Annotated in this window: 16 protein-coding genes; 5 read left to right on the top strand and 11 right to left on the bottom strand. The window is 56.5% G+C overall.

The window, feature by feature from the left end:
- Window positions 1–41 precede the first annotated feature (41 nt).
- On the top strand, window positions 42–1,214 hold the full coding sequence (locus J7413_RS14550) for a pyridoxal phosphate-dependent aminotransferase (RefSeq protein ID WP_209099427.1): 1,173 nt from the start codon (window positions 42–44) through the stop codon (window positions 1,212–1,214).
- A 35-nt stretch (window positions 1,215–1,249) separates the two neighbouring features.
- Here the strand turns inward: J7413_RS14550 and J7413_RS14545 are convergent, their stop codons facing one another.
- The gene (locus tag J7413_RS14545; protein WP_209099425.1) at window positions 1,250–2,380 is read right to left on the bottom strand and encodes a Hint domain-containing protein; all 1,131 of its coding nucleotides are present in this window, start codon (window positions 2,378–2,380) and stop codon (window positions 1,250–1,252) included.
- 15 nt (window positions 2,381–2,395) lie between these two features.
- Complete coding sequence (locus J7413_RS14540) at window positions 2,396–3,208, bottom strand: phosphotransferase (protein WP_209099423.1); 813 nt, start codon at window positions 3,206–3,208, stop codon at window positions 2,396–2,398.
- Between the two features lie 132 nt (window positions 3,209–3,340).
- On the opposite strand from J7413_RS14540, the gene J7413_RS14535 reads away from it, so the two are divergent.
- From J7413_RS14535 to J7413_RS14520, 4 genes are all read left to right on the top strand, one after another.
- Complete coding sequence (locus tag J7413_RS14535; RefSeq protein WP_209099421.1) at window positions 3,341–4,174, top strand: sulfotransferase; 834 nt, start codon at window positions 3,341–3,343, stop codon at window positions 4,172–4,174.
- A gap of 2 nt (window positions 4,175–4,176) precedes the next feature.
- Window positions 4,177–5,430 carry a class I SAM-dependent methyltransferase gene (locus tag J7413_RS14530; RefSeq protein WP_209099419.1) on the top strand — a complete coding sequence of 418 codons (1,254 nt, stop codon included), beginning with the start codon at window positions 4,177–4,179 and terminating at the stop codon, window positions 5,428–5,430.
- A gap of 143 nt (window positions 5,431–5,573) precedes the next feature.
- Window positions 5,574–6,083, top strand: coding sequence for an aggregation factor core (locus J7413_RS14525; protein WP_247743538.1), 510 nt, complete (start codon window positions 5,574–5,576; stop codon window positions 6,081–6,083).
- A complete protein-coding gene (locus tag J7413_RS14520) occupies window positions 6,077–6,571 on the top strand; it encodes a TspO/MBR family protein (protein ID WP_247743537.1) in 495 nt (164 codons plus the stop codon). The genes J7413_RS14525 and J7413_RS14520 overlap by 7 nt, the downstream gene beginning before the upstream one ends.
- A 66-nt stretch (window positions 6,572–6,637) precedes the next feature.
- Here J7413_RS14520 and J7413_RS14515 read toward each other — a convergent pair whose 3' ends face one another.
- The 9 genes from J7413_RS14515 to J7413_RS14475 form a co-directional block, all read right to left on the bottom strand.
- Window positions 6,638–9,073 (bottom strand): FAD-dependent oxidoreductase, encoded by a 2,436-nt coding sequence (locus J7413_RS14515; RefSeq protein WP_209099417.1) that lies wholly within the window; start codon window positions 9,071–9,073, stop codon window positions 6,638–6,640.
- A 165-nt stretch (window positions 9,074–9,238) separates the two neighbouring features.
- A complete protein-coding gene (locus J7413_RS14510; protein ID WP_209099414.1) occupies window positions 9,239–10,213 on the bottom strand; it encodes a LysR family transcriptional regulator in 975 nt (324 codons plus the stop codon).
- 155 nt (window positions 10,214–10,368) lie between these two features.
- The gene (locus J7413_RS14505) at window positions 10,369–11,871 is read right to left on the bottom strand and encodes a mannitol dehydrogenase family protein (protein ID WP_209099412.1); all 1,503 of its coding nucleotides are present in this window, start codon (window positions 11,869–11,871) and stop codon (window positions 10,369–10,371) included.
- On the bottom strand, window positions 11,871–12,644 hold the full coding sequence (locus J7413_RS14500; RefSeq protein ID WP_209099410.1) for an L-iditol 2-dehydrogenase: 774 nt from the start codon (window positions 12,642–12,644) through the stop codon (window positions 11,871–11,873). The genes J7413_RS14505 and J7413_RS14500 overlap by 1 nt, the downstream gene beginning before the upstream one ends.
- Window positions 12,641–13,645, bottom strand: coding sequence for an ABC transporter ATP-binding protein (locus tag J7413_RS14495; RefSeq protein WP_209099408.1), 1,005 nt, complete (start codon window positions 13,643–13,645; stop codon window positions 12,641–12,643). The genes J7413_RS14500 and J7413_RS14495 overlap by 4 nt, the downstream gene beginning before the upstream one ends.
- A 12-nt stretch (window positions 13,646–13,657) precedes the next feature.
- Window positions 13,658–14,488 carry a carbohydrate ABC transporter permease gene (locus J7413_RS14490; protein WP_209099405.1) on the bottom strand — a complete coding sequence of 277 codons (831 nt, stop codon included), beginning with the start codon at window positions 14,486–14,488 and terminating at the stop codon, window positions 13,658–13,660.
- An 11-nt stretch (window positions 14,489–14,499) separates the two neighbouring features.
- A complete protein-coding gene (locus tag J7413_RS14485; RefSeq protein ID WP_209099403.1) occupies window positions 14,500–15,378 on the bottom strand; it encodes a sugar ABC transporter permease in 879 nt (292 codons plus the stop codon).
- Between the two features lie 108 nt (window positions 15,379–15,486).
- Entirely contained in the window at window positions 15,487–16,803 is a 1,317-nt protein-coding gene (locus J7413_RS14480; RefSeq protein ID WP_209099401.1) for a sugar ABC transporter substrate-binding protein, read from the bottom strand.
- A 92-nt stretch (window positions 16,804–16,895) separates the two neighbouring features.
- Window positions 16,896–17,921 carry a LacI family DNA-binding transcriptional regulator gene (locus J7413_RS14475; protein WP_209099399.1) on the bottom strand — a complete coding sequence of 342 codons (1,026 nt, stop codon included), beginning with the start codon at window positions 17,919–17,921 and terminating at the stop codon, window positions 16,896–16,898.
- Window positions 17,922–18,104 lie beyond the last annotated feature (183 nt).

Below are 18,104 nucleotides of genomic sequence, written 5' to 3'. Positions count from 1 at the left end.
TGCAAGGCGACGATACACACAGAATACGGCAAATTGCGCCCATGACACAGGGACCCATAGAACAGAGCCTTTCGGCCCGCGCGCGCGCGCTGGAGGCCTCCAAAATCCGCGAAGTGGCTGAGGCCGGAATGAAACTTGGGGGCGTGGTGCCTCTGTGGTTTGGCGAAGGCGCATGGCCCACAAACCCGCGCATTGTGGATGCGGCTGTCACGGCGTTGCGCGCTGGCAATCATATGTATCAGCCCAACAACGGTGCGCTGGCGCTGCGCGAAGAGATTTGCCGCTATAGCAATGCATTGTTTGGGGCAGATTTGCGCAAAGAACAGATCACAGTGACGCCATCGGGGATGCAGGGTCTGATGCTGGCCGCGCAGATCTTGACCTCTCCGGGGGATCGCGTGGTGGCGATTGACCCCAGCTGGCCCAACATCATCGGCGCGTTTCGTGCAATGGGCGCAGAGATCGCCACGCTGCCCCTGACTGTTGAGGCGGGCAAATGGGCGCTCGACATGGATGCACTGCTTGATCTGCTTACCCCGCAGACGCGGGTGTTTGTCATCAACTCCCCCAACAACCCAACCGGCTGGGCAATGGGCGCGGCGGATCAAAAAATCGTGCTGGAGCATTGTCGCAAACACGGCATTTGGGTGGTCGCCGATGACGTTTACAATCGCCTTTACCGGCATGGCAAAACCGCGCCCTCATTTCTCAGCATTGCGGCGCCTGAGGAGCGGTTGATTTCCATCAATTCCTTTTCCAAATGCTGGTCAATGACCGGATGGCGCCTTGGATGGATGGTGGCCCCTGCAGAGATGGAGGCGAAACTCGGGCAATTGACAGAGTTCAACACCTCCTGCACGGCAGGTTTTGTACAAGACGCCGGGATCGTCGCGCTGCGCGACGGGGAAGGCGAGGTCGACAGCCTGACGCAGAAAATCCAGACGGGCTACCAAATTGCCGCCGAACGGCTGAGCAGCTTTGATCGCGTCACATTTGTTGAACCTGACGGCGCGTTCTATCTGTTTTTCAAAGTGGCTGGCATGGATGACAGCTTGCAGGCTGCGCATGACATCCTGCAGAAGACCAAAGTCGGGCTGGCACCGGGGGTGGCATTTGGGCCGCAGGGCGAAGGCTATCTGCGCCTGTGTTATGCCCAGCCTGAGGACGTGCTGACAGAGGCCTTTGACCGTCTCGCACCGGCCCTATCAGGCTGAGCATTCGGCAAGAGATCAGCGTGTTTTGCGGGCGCCTAAACCGTTGGGCGCCCCTCTTTGGCTTTCAGCGCAAGCTCTGCTTCAAAGAAACGCAACACCGGGAAATGGGCTTTGGTCTCAAGCTCTTCCAGAATGTCTATGTCTGGGAAGATTTTTAGCAATTCCGCGCGCAGATCCTCGGAGAGTGACAGGAGCCCCTCTTGGTCGGGAAAGAATGTTTCAACCTCTGCCCCATCGGCGTAGACCACCTCATGCGCGCCGCACATAAAGTGGAAATACTCCACGTCCTCCACCTTATAATCAATCGCAATTGTGCTGTTGTTGATAAAGGCTTTGGCAGGAGCGAGCGCTTGTTCATGGCCAAACAACAGCGCACATTCAGCAGTGTCCAGCACCACGCGATGCTGTTGTGACAACAGCAAATCCTTGCTTGGCACGCCTTTGCCCAAAGAGCCTGCGGTAAACCGCACGGGCCGCAAAGCCGAGTCGTGGGACAGCTCAGAGACACCGACCTTGCGGCTGGCCAGCCATTGGATCGGCTGAAGACCATTGTCACGTGTTTGCACCAGATCACCGGGTTTGAGCTGTTCTACCGGGACGCTTTTGCCATCCCCTATGTCGATCATTGTGCCACGCGCGAAACACACCCACGACACGCGGATGGTCATGGCACAATCGGTGCTGAACTGCGCGACGCGCGGATCGCCTTCGTTGTTGATGTAGATGATCCAGTAAGTGGTGTCGTCATCTGCCGTTGTGTCGAAATCCCCCGGCGTACCAGGCGTGGTATCGCCATCGAAAAACGATGCCAGCGGCAGATAGTTCCCGATTTCACCAATAGCGATGGCATTGGTCAGGTGAATGATGTCTTCGTCGCCACAACTGCTTGCCGTTATTTCTGGTGATGTCTCAAATTCCGCAAGGTCCAAATACACAATAGAGGTGTCATCATTTCCCTTTCCAAATGAGAGTTTGAAAGAGTCATCTTTGCCCGGATCCCAATCATCGCCATTCAGATAGATTTTTTCGGTGATCCCATCATTGGCAGGCGGTTCTGCCTTCAACAGGTCTTTGAGCTCAAGCGGATTGCCTTTGGCATCATATTCACCGTCGATGTAGATCGTGCCGTCGTCATCAACAGTTCCATTGTAAATCTGATACACCATTCAGGTTACAAGCTCCTAATTTAGTGCCTTGTCGACAGGCGTAATTGTACAAACACGAGACAGTATATTCAGAGTGTCGGCCAAAAATGTGGATTGAAGAGCCGGCCGGTGGCTCTTGTAGATGTCAGCCACCAAAACGCTCAGGTCGGCTTTGGACAGCTTTGAAAATCGCGCCATTTGATCAATCAGCACGACCAGATCGTACTCAAATGGACGGAACCCGGCATATTCAAAGTCAATCGGCACCGCGCCTTCTGCGGTGAACTTGAAATTTTGCAGGGACATGTCGCCCTTGGTGATCACAAGACGGTCGATCGGATGTGCCTTGAGCGTTGCTTTCTGTGCATCTGACAACGCTGAGGCATCAAACAGGGCCTCTCGTTGGCAAAAGATCAACGCATCCTCGCAAACTGGCACGGATTGCGCTGCCTCATGAAAGGCCGCCGTCCAGCGCAAAATTTGCTCCAACGCGGCACGCTCCTGACGGTTTTCAAGAAAGTGCAGCACCCCATGGCCCTGTATTTCATCAGTGACGAGAAGCTGGTCCGCATCGGAGAAATAGCGCAACTTTGGCATCGCGATTGGCCAGTTTTGGCCCAGAAGCCGACGCTCTCTGAGGTATCTTTTTAAAGCAGATTCATACCCCGCACTGCGATCGGTGAAGAGCTTCGCAAAGTAGCCGCCCCGATCCCCCAACAGCGCATATGTGAAATTGCACGCGCTGTAGGACCAGGGAATAACCTTGAGCGAAGTCTCCCCAAGCGTATCTGTGATGGCATGAGAAAGCTTACGAAAAACAGGTGTTTGTGGCTGTGAAACGCTGGACATGAACAAAAGAACTCAATTAACACTGGTTGTAGTGGTAGCACAGTTGGATTTGAGTTTGTATTTTTATCAGCGGAGCGACCGGTATGCGTCGCATTAAGGCATCACAGCCTGTGAGCCGAAGGGCAGCTGCCCGTGGCTGAACAGCGGTTTCATTTCATTGCGGGCCTGCCGCGGTCGGGCTCCACACTGCTTGCTGCTTTGCTCCATCAGAACCCCGATTTTCATGCGCCCGGCACAAGCCCGGCCAGCAGCTTTCTGGAAGCGGTTCATACGCAGATCAACACCACAAGCGAGGCAAGCGCGCTGCTCGATGGCGATCAGCGTCAGGCGCTGCTCAAAAGTGTGCTGTCCTCGGTACATTGCGCCGCGCCGGACGCCGGCATGGTGTTTGACAGCAGCCGCAGATGGCTGTCCAAGGTCGATCTGCTGGTGTCACTGTTCCCGCTGTGCCAGTTTATCTTGTGTGTGCGTGACCCGGTGGAGGTGCTGCAGTCGCTGGAGCGGCTCTATCAGCAGGATCCGGTGCAGCACAGCAAGCTTTTCAAAGCGGGCACCACAGCACAGGAACGGGTGGACCGGCTGCTTGCGCCCGAAGGTTTGGTAGGCCGCCCCCTTGCCTTGGTGCGCGACGCTCTGCTCGGGCGGCACAGTTCGCGCATGATTGTGCTTGATCATGCGGTGCTGCAAGCCGCGCCGCACTATGCGCTTACGCGCCTTTATGACCTGCTGCGCGCGCAACCGTTTGACCATGACTTTGACAATCTGGACGCGGATCAGCCCGCGCTGGATCGTTTTCTCAACACCCCCGGCCTGCATCGAGTCACAGGCGCCGTGCGTGTTGACCGCAAGCCACCTGCATTGGCAGACAGCATCACAAACCCACTGGCCGGGCGTGATTTTTGGAACCATCCGCTGCAGACGGAGGCAAGCTTTATCCTGTCAGCGCCAAAAGCGCAGACACCTTAACCATGGCAGCGCCCGACCTTTCAGAGGCCCCATATCCGCAGGTGTTTTCGCAACACATGGATCCGCGCAAAATCGCAGCCGCCTGCCTTCTGGAAGGGCGTGCCGTCGCCGACCCTTCAGCCCCGTTTCGCTATGTCGATTTTGGGTGCGGTGTTGGGTTCACCTTATTGCTGCTGGCGCAGGCCTTTCCGTGGGCCAGCTTTCTCGGCATTGATCATAACGCAGCACATATTCAGCGCGCGCAACGCGATGCGGAAACGCTCAGATTGACCAATCTGTCGTTTCGGCATGCGTCGTTTGCCGATCTGACGCCCACAGATCTTGGCGGCATTGATTTTGCCGTTGCCAATGGCATTCACAGCTGGGTGGATGATGCAGCGCGCGCCGATTTGTGGCAAGCTGTCCAGGCGGCGTTGGCTCCTGACGGCGTGTTCCAACTGGGCTACAACACGTCTGCAGGCTGGGCGCAGCTGGCGCCCTATCAGGCGCTGATTGCTGATGCGATTGAGCTTGGACTGCCGGCAGAGCAGGCCATCCAAAGCATTCTGGTGCAGTTCTCAAGACACACCGCGCAGGATCGGCCAGTGCTTTCACAGCGCCTTGCCGCACTTTCACAGCACGACCCTGACTATCTGTTGCACGAATTTGCCGCAAACAGTTGGCGCCCCACCTCTGTCAGCGCTCTCAGCGCAGAGGCCGCAACTTATGGGTTGACCTATGTCGCGCCGTATTATTCCCCCCAGAGTGCACAACCAGAGGACCAGCGCCTGTTGCCCATTGAAAACCGGCAGTTCTGGGAGGACTATTATAACACGCGTGCGCAACGCGGTTACCGATGGGCCTTTTTCCAAAGGGCTGCACAGACGGAAAACAGTACAAAGCCGCTGGATCCTGGAGCGTTGCAGATCCGCACAATGCTGGGCGGACACATATCAGAGCGCGCATTCCTCAAGGGCTGGCTGCAACGCGGTGCCGCACATCACCAGTCAGAAGCTGCACGATTGATCGACAGCAAGCGCAGCCTGTTCTTACACACCGAACATCAACCCGAGGCAACCTGCGCCGATGCGTTGCATGTGCAGCTGGACTATCTTGCGCAAGCGACCCCCGCCAGACCGGTGCTGGTTTTGCCTCAAACCGGCCTATTGCTGCCCTGCCCTGTCGCGCTGCAACAGCAGATCAAACGCATGCTGAGCACAGACACGGCAATGACGGATGACGCGATCATCGCGGTGTTCAACCAATCCAGCCCATAAGCCCGTGGTGGCGTTCCGCTCGGCGCTACGTATCACACGCGCGCCCTGTGGATCGCAAGACGCCACACCAAGCTCGGAGGTGACGTTTAATCCATCCGGCCGGCCGTCCCGTAGTGTCATCAAGAGATTTGAAAGGACATTTGATGCGCAGCTCTGCACACTGGATCACCGCGATGTTTGGAGCCATATTGCTCTCTACAGAAGCGAAGGCTGATATCCACGTCACGTTCATCGAGGGGGCGCCGAAAGATCGGTTTGAGATACAGAATGTGGGCGCCTGCACGATGCGCGAAGGAATTGTCACTGTTGATCTCGAAAACTCCAACGGCGCGCTGGTCTTTGACGTTGCAGGCGGAGGCGCGGGTTTGGAGGTTTTTCAGCCTTTCCAAATCGTTGAGGGCCAAGACGCCCTGACATCCTTGCCCACGGTCGCTGACGGCCAGACCTCTGTTGCGCTTGAAATTTCGGCGCTTGCCCCGGGGCAGCGCGTTGTGTTCACGATTGATGTCGACGACACCATTGGGACACGCTCCATCACTGTGACGGACGCTGAAATTGCTGGGGCCACCGTGTCTTTGGCACAGAGCGGGACTGATGAAACCGCAGCCTTTTCCGCCAACGCCATTGCCGCGCTTCCGGTCACCACATGCTGAATGATCACGCTGCGGGAACCGCGCGGCAAGACCTTGCCCGCAACTGGCCGATGCGCGTTTTGCTTTTCATGCTGGTTATGGGCGGTGGGCTCTCCATTGGCATTTTGACCGCGCCGGGCGCGTGGTACAGCGCGCTTGTAAAGCCCGACTTCAATCCCCCGAACTGGGTGTTTGGTCCTGTATGGACAGCGCTTTATGCAGTGATTGCCATGGTTGGATGGCGCCAATTTGAAGCGCGCCATGCGGGGGGACAGTGGTCTCTGTGGCGGCTCCAGCTGGGATTGAATTTTGCCTGGTCTCCCGTGTTTTTCGGACTGCACACCCCCTGGCTTGCGGTTGTGGTGATCATAGCCCTGTGGGTCAGTATCGCCCTATTCATCACGCGCAGCTGGCAGCGTGATCGGTTGTCTGCTTGGGCGTTTGTGCCGTATCTGGCCTGGGTCAGTTTTGCGACTCTGCTCACAGTGTCGATCGCAATCTTGAACTGACCCTCAGGACGGCGGCATTCATGCTGCTTTCCTAGCAAAGTTTCGCTGGGTTGCATTGTGCTGCGTTCAGGACCGCATGCGGGTATGCGCGTGATCATAAGGACAGGGCGCAATCACTTCTGCGGCGACTTGCGCGCCGCACGTATCAAGTGAAAGCACGGTGCCGATTGTCGCAAAGTCTGGCTGCACAAAGGCATAGGCCAGGTTCATGTTGACGCGGTGCCCCCAGCCCCCTGATGTCACCGTGCCGACAACCCGTCCCGCCTGCATCAAAGAGGCGCCTCCATGCGCGGGTGCATGGGTCGCCGCGACTTTCAGCGTAACAAGCGTTTTATCCGGACCTTTGGCCTGTCGCGCCAGCAGGGCGTCTTTGCCCACAAAGGCCGCTTTATCTGTCTTGACGAACCGCGCCAGTCCGGTTTCGAAAGGATCAAATTCGGTCAGAATGTCTGCCTTCCAGTGCAAGAACCCTTTTTCCAGACGCATCTGATCGACCGCACGGGCACCAAAGAGCTTTAAGTCAAAGGCTTTCCCAGCCTCACGCAGGGCCAAATAGGCCGCATAGAGCGATGCATTGGGCACATGAATCTCATAGGCCAGCTCACCGGAAAAGGAGACCCGCATGACTGTGGCCGGTGCAAATCCGATGAAGCATTCGCGCACAGATAGCCATGGGAAAGCCGCGTTGGACCAGTCGCCCCGTGCGCAGGCCGCCAAGACGTCACGGGCACGGGGGCCCGCCAGCACCAGAATGGTCTGGTCGTTGGTGAGTGAACGCAGCTGCACATCCTCATCCGCGCGCAGATGTTGCGTTAGCCAGTCCATGTCATGAAATTCACTGGCAGCGGCAGAGCCGTACCACACACGGGCGGGCCCGCGGTCTGATGCGGGCAAATTGGCGAGCGTGGCCTCGCCCTTCAGCATGCCGTGATCGTTCAGCAGATATCCCAGCCCAACGCGTCCCGGCCGTCTGGACACCGCGCCACAGAACATCCGATCCAGAAACGCATGTCGATCATCGCCGGTGATTTCAATCCGGTTGAACCCGTTGACTTCACAGAGCCCGACATTGGTTTGAACATTGTGGACTTCGGCCGCGACGCATTCAAAGGTTTCATCAAAATCAAAGCTGAGCGAGGGGTGGAAGTCTGGAAACGGTTTGAGGTAATCCATGCGCTCCCAGCCATTCACAACCGTAAATTCCGCCCCTTCTGCTGCAAGGATGGGCGTGAGGGGCGTGGTTTTGGCGGGTCGTCCAGCGGGGCGGTGTTCATGTGGGAAATGAAACCGAAATTCGTTTTGGTAGTCTTCGATGGCCTTCAGCGCGGTCAGCTCCACATTGGCATGGCCGGTAAAGCGACGTGGATCAATGCACCAAGTGTCATAACAGGCCTCCCCATGCACGATCTGCTGGGCCAGCAACCATCCATGCCCTCCGCCCTCGCCCAGTCCCGCGCGCAGTCCGATGATGCAAAAGGCATTGCGCTTGCCCGGGATCGGCCCCACCAAAGGTGCACCGTCAATGGTGTAGGTGATCGGGCCGTTGACAACAGACCGGATCCCCGTGCGCTCCAATGCGGGCATCCGCTCAAACGCCCCGGCGAGGACATCCATCACCCGGTCCAGATCATCCGGGCAGAGCGCATTGACAAAATTCGGATCAATCCCGTCCATGCCCCAGGTTTTGCAAGCCTGCTCATAGAACCCAACAAGCAGACCGCCCTTTTCCTGACGGCTGTAGTAATCGCTGATCGGACAGCGCAGCAGGGGCATCCTGTGGCCAGCTGCGGCGATCTCTGGAATGTCTTCGGTCAGGAAATACTGATGCTCCATAGAGGCAACGGGGTGATGCACCCCCATCATCGCGCCCACCTCATTCACGCGGTAGCCACAGGCGTTGACCACGATATCACAGTCGATATCGCCCTTTTCGGTGTGCACCGTCCAGGTGTCATCTTTGTGTTGCGTGAGCGCCGTCACCGGGGTGTTGCGGTAGACTTCGGCCCCGGCCTTGCGCGCATGATACGCGAGCGCCTGACAAAGCTGTGCAGGGTCAATATCCCCATCCAGCGGATCCCAAAGGCCCCCCAATAGATTGGTGGTCGAGATCAGCGGATGCCGGCGTGCGCATTCGGCGGCGTCGATCACCTCAAAATCCACGTCCATGCCCCGCGCCATGGAGGCAAAATGGCGATATCCCTGCATTTGCGCTTCGGTGTTGGCAAGACGGATCCCCCCGTCGCCATGATGATAATTGATGGGATACTCGGGATTTTCGGAGAGCTTTTTGTAAAGTGCGATGGAATGGCTTTTCAGGCCAACCATAGTCTGGTTCATGCCAAAATTGGTCACCTGAGCCGCTGAGTGCCACGTTGTGCCGCTGGTCAGTTCATTGCGTTCCACCAAGACGACATCGCTCCAGCCTTCTTGCGTCAGATGGTACAATGTCGAACATCCGGCAATGCCACCACCGATCACCACAACCTTTGTGCGCGTTTTCATGATTGTGCCCTCCCAAACTCATTCGTCAGATGAAGGTAGATTGGGGCGATGCACACAAGCCCTTGGCGCTTTGATCCAAAAATATCGAAATTATATTTCGACAAATTGACGAACGCCCCATTGCGCCGCCTGCGCACAGAAAGGTTTTGCGCAAGCGCTTGCCAGTCACGTGAGCAGCCTGAAATCCTCAGCCAGCCAGGGCGTTTGCTGGTGCTGCGGAGACAGAATACGCGCGCCAAGCATCTGCCGCATTTTGCCATCAATCAGATCCAGCACAGGCCCGGCGCAATCTGGCGTGGCAACAAGGGCAAGCGTGCGCGCAAAGCTCTTTTTCGGGAACCGATGCATCACCAACTGCGCCTGAAAGGGTTTTGCTCGTGACACAAGCAAAGGCGTGGTGATGGCCCAGCCTGCGCCGGCCGCGACCATGGCCATAAGGGTTTGATTGTTGCTGCATTCAAAATGGGACCCGGTTTGCATCCCAAGGCGCCGCAATTGGGAGTCGATGTGCCGGGCGATGATCAGGTTGCTGGAAAATCGCAAAAAAGGCAGCTGTGACCGCCCTGCGATGATGTCTGCCAAAGATGCCTCGGCGGTGCGCGGCACCACGACGACAAATGGATCACGTAACAGCGGCCGCACCTGCACATCTTTCTGCCTGTCCTCTGGCAATGTGGTGATGCCAAGATCCAGATGCCGATTGCGCAACAGGTCGATGATCCTATGGCTGACATCTGTTTGATACAGAAAGTCGCACGCTGGCATCTGCCCCGAAAGGTACACCGCCAATTCAGGGATCAAATCGCTTTCAAAATCCTCGATTGTGCCAATTCTCAGATGGCGCGCCTGATCAACGCTGCCGGATGAGGCCTCTGCGACAGCTTGGCGAATGGCAATCAACGCCGCATCTATATTGCGCAGAAAAACCCGCCCCTTGGGGGTCAGCACCATTGGCCTGCGGGCATGATCGAACAGATCGACCCCAAGGTGGTTTTCGAGATTGCGCAGATGGTGCGACACGGTGCTGATGGTCAGCCCCGTTTCCGTTGCGGCCCTTTGCAGGGAGCCGCGTTCTGCACAAATTTGGAATAACTCGAGTGCTTTGAGGGTCAGATCTTTGGACGCGGCGGGACGGGGCATCTGGTTGGGTGACTTCCTATGAACAGGCGGAACTTTGTCACACTATGAAAGCATTGCTTTGAAAATTTCAAAGTAATTGCGGGATCTGAGGGGCCAAGTCGCGCTAACGGCACTGCGGTCTGCAGCAGATAGTGCGTACCGTTTGGCGAAGCCGTTCAGATGTCTGCCCCAGACACATAATGGCGCAACGCAGATCTCGCCCCTTTTTGACCAATCCACGTGAGCCAAAACCCAAAAGCTTGATTGAAAGCGCGATGGTCTTTCAAATCACCGTAAATCTGCCCATTTTCGAGCCATGCGTCCGGATCTGAGCGAGCACGTTGCGCCAAGCGGTGGAGATCATCCCAATGCGGATCATTTGGCGCAATTGTGCTGCCATCTTCGCGTTCTCCCAAACACATCCGCGCCCACAGTGCTTCCACCAGTGCAAGGCCAGAGAGCGCGCCCCCTGCTGCGATGGCATCGCGCAAAATGGGCAACACAAACCCCGGATGGCGTGCGGAGCCGTCAAAGGCGACACGGCGGGTGGTGTCGTTTATCATGGGATTGGAGAAGCGCCGCTTGATCAATTCCAAATAGTCTTGAGGCGACGTGTCACCCACGCTCTCCACGTAAGGCAGCACCTCCTCTTGCTGTACCTTGCAGAAAAACGCAGCCGTGTCTGGATCCTGCATACAGTCAGAAATCGTTTGTAATCCAAGGACTTCGCCAACATTGGCCAAGATCTGATGCCCCGCATTCAGAACACGTATTTTCATCCGTTCATAGGCGTGCACGTTATCTGTGATGGTCACACCAGCGCGCTCCCATGGGGGGCGGCCTGCGCAAAAGCGATCTTGTAGCACCCATTGCCGATAGTTTTCATGCGTCACAGGCGCTGCATCTTCAATGCCGAGATCTTGGACTGCGGCACGCTCTGCTGCGCCGGTCGCAGGAACAATGCAATCGACCATGGCATTGGGAAAGCTTGCTTTCTCAGCAATCCACTCGGCGAGCGTGGGATCAGACAGGCGGGCAAGCCCGACGATGGTGCGCTGCAATACGTCCCCATTGTTCTGAAGATTGTCACAGCTTTGCCCGGTAAAGGGCGCAAGCCCAGCTGCGCGGCGGGCCCGATAAGCCGCCACCATTGCGCCAAAGGCTGTGGTGGGCTGATCAGGATACGCTGCGTCATGCGCAATATCGGGATGGTTTGCGTCAAAAGCCCCATCTTCTGTTTGATAATAGCCCCCTTCTGTCACCGTCAGCGACACGATGCGGATCTCCGGCGCGCTCATCGCGCTGATCAGCGCCCCATTGGCAGGCTCCACCGGCAAGAAATCGATCATGGGTCCGACAACTTCGATATCTGAGGTCATCGGATCAAGTTCTATCAAGGTGGTCAGACAATCCTGCTCTCGCAAACGACGTCGCATCTCTGCGTCGTTTGGACGGACCCCTGCGCCAATGATGCCCCAATCTGAGGCCAACCCTTGCTGCATCAGACGGTGCAGATACCAGGACTGATGGGCCCTGTGAAAATTCCCCAGACCAATGTGAATGATGCCCGGTGTGATCTTGCGACGGTCGTAACGCGGAACCTTCACGCTGTCGGGCAATTGGGTCAATGTGCGCTCTGAAAGCGGGACGGCGGCGGGTTTGGGATCAGGGCGTTTCATCAGCTCATCCAGTTCCCACCATCCACATTATAGGTCTGCGCCACCACGTAATGCGCCTCTGGGCTGGCGAGGAAAACGGCCATGCCGCACAAATCCTCAGCGGTCCCCATACGCCCTATGGGCACTGCCGCGCCTACCTCTTTTTTCTTTTGCCCCAGTGGCTTGCCTTCGTATTTGGCAAAAAGCGCATCAACTTCATCCCAGTGCGCGCCATCAACCACGCCCGGCGCAATTGCATTCACGTTGATGCCATGGGCAATCAAATTCAGACCCGCAGACTGTGTCAGGGAAATCACCGCAGCCTTGCTGGCGCAATAGACCCCCACAAGGCTTTCCCCGCGCCTACCAGCCTGACTGGCCATATTTATGATGTGGCCTTGGATGCCGTTTGCGATCATGTGGCGCGCAACCGCCTGTAGCGTAAACAAAGTCCCGGCGACATTGATCTCAAACGCGCGCACATAGTCTGCACGGGTGATTTCGCAGATCGGGGCAGCTGTGAACACCGCAGCATTGTTGATCAGAATGTCGATGTGCCCAAAGGCGTCTGCGGTTTCGGCAACAGCTGAGTCAATGCTGTGCTGATCCGCAACATCCATGCGAACCGCCTTTGCGCGATCTCCCAATGCCTGCGCGGCGGCCTGCGCCTGATCAATATCGATGTCAGCCAGCGCAACACGCGCGCCTTCGGCGATATAGGCCCGCGCAAAGGCCAGTCCGATGCCGCGCGCAGCGCCGGTGATCAGCGCATTTTTTCCCTCAAGCCGTTTCATGCCAACCTCAGCCCATCTTTTCCAAAGCGGTGAATCTCCTCCGCTCTCGGCGTCAGATGAATCGTGTCTCCGTGACGCAGGCTGACGTCGCCAATCGCGCGCACCGTCAGCGTGTCCGCCAAACCAGTGTTGTGAATGTGAAAAAACGTATCGGAGCCAAGATGTTCTGCGACACCAACTGTGCCCTGCCAAAGGCCGTTTGAGTCCACCACATCAATATGTTCCGGGCGCACACCTATGGTATGAGCGTTGTGCTTTTCTGCTTCTGCACCGGTGAGCAGGTTCATTTTCGGAGAGCCGATAAACCCGGCGACAAAGGTGTTGCGCGGGGCACGGTAGAGTTCCAGAGGAGAGCCCACCTGCTCAATCACACCAGACTGCAACACCACAATTTTGTCTGCCATTGTCATGGCTTCCACCTGATCGTGCGTGACATAGATCATTGTTGTTTTCAGACGTTCGTGCAGCTCGCTGATCTCTAACCGCATCCCAACGCGCAGCGCTGCATCGAGATTTGACAGCGGCTCATCAAACAAAAACGCAGATGGCTCTCGAACGATGGCGCGGCCGATGGCAACGCGCTGGCGTTGCCCGCCCGACAGCTGTCCGGGCCGACGATCCAAGTAATCCGTTAGGTTCAGCACAGACGCCGCCGCCGCGACACGTTTGTCAATTTCCGCGCGCTCCAGCTTTGCCATGCGCAAGGGAAAGGCGATGTTTTTGCGCACTGACATATGCGGATAGAGCGCATAGGACTGAAACACCATTGCCAGGCCGCGTTTCGCAGGCACAACGCCGGTCGCGTCTGCGCCGTCAATCTCTATGTGACCGCTGGTGATGTCTTCGAGCCCGGCAATCAGGCGCAGCAACGTGGATTTGCCGCATCCCGATGGCCCAACAAAGACCGTAAACTCTCCATCCTGAATGGTGAGATCAAGGGGTGGGATCACCTCGGTGGTGCCGAAGCTTTTGGAGACTTGCTTAAGTTGAATTTGTCCCATGTGTCAGCTTCCTTATTTGACGGCGCCGAAAGTCAGGCCGCGGACAAGTTGTTTCTGGCTGAACCAGCCAAGAATGAGGATAGGGGCGATCGCCATGGTGGAGGCCGCGCTGAGTTTGGCAAAGAACAGGCCCTCGGGGCTGGAATAGCTCGCGATAAATGCCGTGAGCGGCGCCGCATTTGCTGCTGTCAGGTTGAGGGTCCAGAAGGCTTCGTTCCAGGCGAGGATGAAGTTCAGAAGAAGGGTCGAGGCAATGCCGGGGACGGCCATTGGGGTGAGCACATACAGAAGCTCTTCTTTCAGCGTGGCACCGTCCATGCGGGCCGCTTCCAAGATCTCGCCGGGGATTTCCCTAAAATATGTGTACAGCATCCAGACGATGATCGGCAGATTGATCAGCATCAGAACAACCATCAAGCCACCGCGGGTGTCCAAGAGATTTAACTCCACAAAGATGAGCGAAATCGGATAAAGCACCCCCACCGCTGGCAGCATCTTTGTTGAGAGCATCCAGAGCAGAATGTCCTTGGTGCGTCTGGAGGGCACAAAGGCCATGGACCAGGCCGCCGGGATCGCAATCAGAATGCCCAGAATGGTAGAGCCACCCGCTATGACAACAGAATTCCACAAGAATTTCATGTAGTCGGAGCGCTCTTGCACAATGGCGTAGTTTTCCAACGTCCAGTCGAATGCAAAGAACAGCGGCGGATCATTGATGGCCTGAGCTTCGGTTTTGAAGCTTGTCAAAATGGTCCAGTAGATTGGAAAAAAGATGATCAGTGCGACAGTCCAAGCGGCGGCTGTCATTGCGATTTTGCGTTGCGGTGTTGCAGAGCGTGCCATGTCGCGGATCCTTATGCGTCGAGATTTTTGCCGACGATGCGCATCAGAAAGATCGCAACGAGATTGGCGAGAATAATGGCGTAGACACCGCCTGCAGAGCCAAGGCCGATGTTTTGGCTGTCTATGACGCGCTGGAAGATCAGATAGGTCAGCGTGCGGGTGCCAAACGCGCCGCCAGTGGTGACGAAGATCTCCGCAAAGATCGACAAGAGGAATATGGTCTGGATCAGGATCACAATTGTGATCGCACGTGCCAGATGTGGCAGGATGATATGCCAGAAACGCTTCAGTGTGGGGGCCCCGTCCATTTCAGCGGCTTCAAGCTGTTCCTGGTCCAAGGACTGAATGGCGGTCAGCAGGATCAGCGTGGCAAAGGGCAGCCACTGCCAGGACACAATCAAAATGATGGAGCCAAGCGACGCGTCTTGCAGCCAGGCCACTGGTTCTGCTCCGAAAAATCGCCATAGATGCGCAAAGATGCCATTCACAGGATCCATGAGCATGTTTTTCCAGACCAACGCCGAAACGGTCGGCATGACAAAGAAAGGCGCGATCACCAGAATGCGGACCACGCCCTGCCCCCAGATCGGCTGATCCAACAATAGGGCGATCAATATGCCTAAAACGACCGTGATCACCAAAACGCCGCCCACCATGATCAGTGTCGTCTGCACCGCCGGCCAGAAGGAACTTGAAGAGAGAAAGCGGCCATAGTTGGCAAAACCCACCCAATCCAGCCCCCGCTGAATGCTGTCGCCCCTCAACGGCAGATATTTTGTGAACGAAAACCACAGCGTCATAACCAAGGGCACAAGCATCCACCCGAGAAGCAGGATGACAGCTGGGGCCATCATCACGCGGGCGGCAGATCTGGAGGCTTTGGTGGACATTGGATGGACCTCTCCTGTTGGCGGTGTTTCGCCTTGGATCGTAGCAAGTGTTTGGGAAATGCGAAGTGGGGTCAGGGGCAGTTCGAGACTGCCACCTGACAGGGGAGTTTAACGGTAACCCGCAGCTTCCATGGCATCGTTTGTAAGCGCCTGTGCTTTCTCAAGTGCGACAGCGATGCTCTGCTGGCCCGCATAAGCGGCAGAGAATTCCTGGCTCACTTCGGTGGCTATACCGGCAAACTCCGGGATCGCCGCAAACTGGATGCCAACATAGGGGCTGGGATCCACTGTTGAGTCATTGGGATCGGCTGACAGAATGGAATCCAATGTCATCTTGGCAAAAGGCACAGACTGATAGTTTGGATTTTCATAGAGCGATGTGCGTGCTCCGGGCGGCACATTTGCCCAGCCTTCGTTGGCCGCGACCAGCTCGATGTAGCTCTTTGACGTGGCCCATTCGATGAACTGCTTGGCTTCTGCTTGTTGCTGTGTGCCAGCCGGAATGGCCAGCGCCCACGCCCAAAGCCAGTTGGAGCGTTTGCCGAGACCAGTATCTGGGGCGAGGGCAAAACCCACGCTGTCTGCCACAGTTGAGTCTTTCGGATTTGTCACAAAGCTGGCGGCCACGGTGGCATCAATCCACATGCCGCACTTGCCCTGTTGAAACAGCGACAGGTTTTCGTTGAAACCGTTGGTTGCATACCCTGTCGGGCCCGCCGCATCCATCATGGTTTTGTAGAAGTTGAGCGTGTTGGCCCATGCCTCTGTGTCAAACTGGGCGTTCCAGTCTTCGTCAAACCAGCGGGCGCCGAAGGAATTGGACATCGCCGTGATGAAGGCGCCGCCCTCGCCCCATCCCGCTTTGCCACGCAGGCAGATCCCGTTGATTTCATTGTCGCGGTCAGTCATCGCGGCGGCAGCTTCGGCAATAAACTCCCAAGTTGGGGCTTCGGGCATGTCCAGCCCGGCTTTCTCCATCAGATCCGTGCGGTACATGATCATGGAGCTTTCGCCATAAAATGGCGCAGCGTAGAGGGTGCCATCATGCGACAGGCCCCCTGCCATGGCAGGCAAAATGTCATCCACATCATATTCGGCAGACAGATCGTCCAGCGCCACGAGCCAGCCGTTTGCCCCCCAAATTGGGGTCTCATACATGCCGATTGTCATGATATCGAAGGCCCCACCTTTGGTGGTGATGTCCGTTGTGACCCGCTGGCGAAGGACATTTTCTTCGAGCGTCACCCACTCAACATCAATGCCGGTCGCCTTGGTAAATTCGTCAGTGTAGCCCTGCATTCGGATCATATCGCCGTTGTTAACAGTGGCTATGGTGATTGTTTTGGAATGGCCGTCTGCGAGAACGCTGCCTGCTGTGATCAGCGATAGCGCGCTCGCAGCACAAACTGTGCTTCTGAAAGACATCCGGTTTCCTCCCTAATTGGATGTGGAAACAGGCTAGCCGCCGATGCAACGCGGCGTCAATATAAATTTTACGCGCGTAAATTTATCGCATCTTACGCAGAGTCCCGCAAGATCAGCTGCCCCTCCAAACGTGTGCTTTTCCAAGGAGATACGTGTCCGTCTATTGCGGCGAACAGACTTTCTGCGGCGGTCTGAGACACGGCATCATAATTGTGCGAAATTGTGGTCAACGGCGGGCAGGTGTAGCGCGAATGGGGGTGTCCATCCTGTCCAGCCACACGAATCGCGCAGTCTGATGTGCGCCCGACCCGTAGTCCCTGCTCATAGCAGGCCGTCAAAAGCCCAATCGCCAATCGGTCATTGCTGCATAAAATCGTGTTGGTGGAGAACCAGTTGTTCTTGATCGCCTCGTGCCCGCCGAGCCGTCCGATCTCTTCAAACCCCCATCCCTCGCCCGGCACCGACACGACTTTGGGTGTGTGACCAAAGCTTTCCATGGCAGCGATATAGGCCTGCCTGCGCCGATGCGCGTTTGGATTGGCTGGCGTCTTCATCTCAAAAAAACAAGGGGGTTCGCCCGTGCGACAGAGGTAGTCTGTGATGTGCGTGGTGAACTGAACATTATCCGATCCCACAAAAGACAATCCGATTTCATCGACACTGCTGTCAAAAATCAAAGTGGGCACGTCATCACAGAAGGCGCTGAGCGCCTGCGTGTCAGAGGCGCGCCCGAGTGGGGCCAACAACACGCCCGCAGGCTTCAGAGAGCGCAGCGTTTGCAGGACCTCGACCTCAAGTGCGGTATCGCCATGGGAGCTGAACAATGTCGGCCGGTATCCAGCATCGATACAGCGTTGTTCCAGATTGCGCGCAATCTCTGCGAAATAGGGATCAGACAGCAAAGGCACCACAATCCCGATGTTCTTTGTCAGCTTGCGGTTCTGGTTCATCGCATAAATGTTGGGGCGGTAGTCAAACTGCGCGAGCGCCGCCTCGATGCGCGAGCGGGTACTTGACCTGACGCTGGTCGGATCGTTGAAAAATTTCGACAGGGTCGGACGAGAAATACCGCTCATACGCGCGAACTCTTCCATGTTCCGAATTTTTTCGCCTGCCATCAAAGGTCCTCCCATCCACTTTCTGGCAAGATACGAATTTTTACAGGCAGCTCAAATAAATTTACGCGCGAAAGCTAAACGGAAACTATGGAAAAGTTACAGCCAAACGAAACGCGAAATTGCCAATACAAGCAAGACACACCGGTACGCGAAACCATAGCGTTGCAGTCAAGGCTGCCCGAT

This window comes from Shimia sp. R10_1 (assembly GCF_017744095.1).
Taxonomy (GTDB): domain Bacteria; phylum Pseudomonadota; class Alphaproteobacteria; order Rhodobacterales; family Rhodobacteraceae; genus Shimia.
The sequence above is the reverse complement of the archived record's forward strand: the minus strand, read 5'-3'. Positions and strand labels throughout refer to the sequence as shown.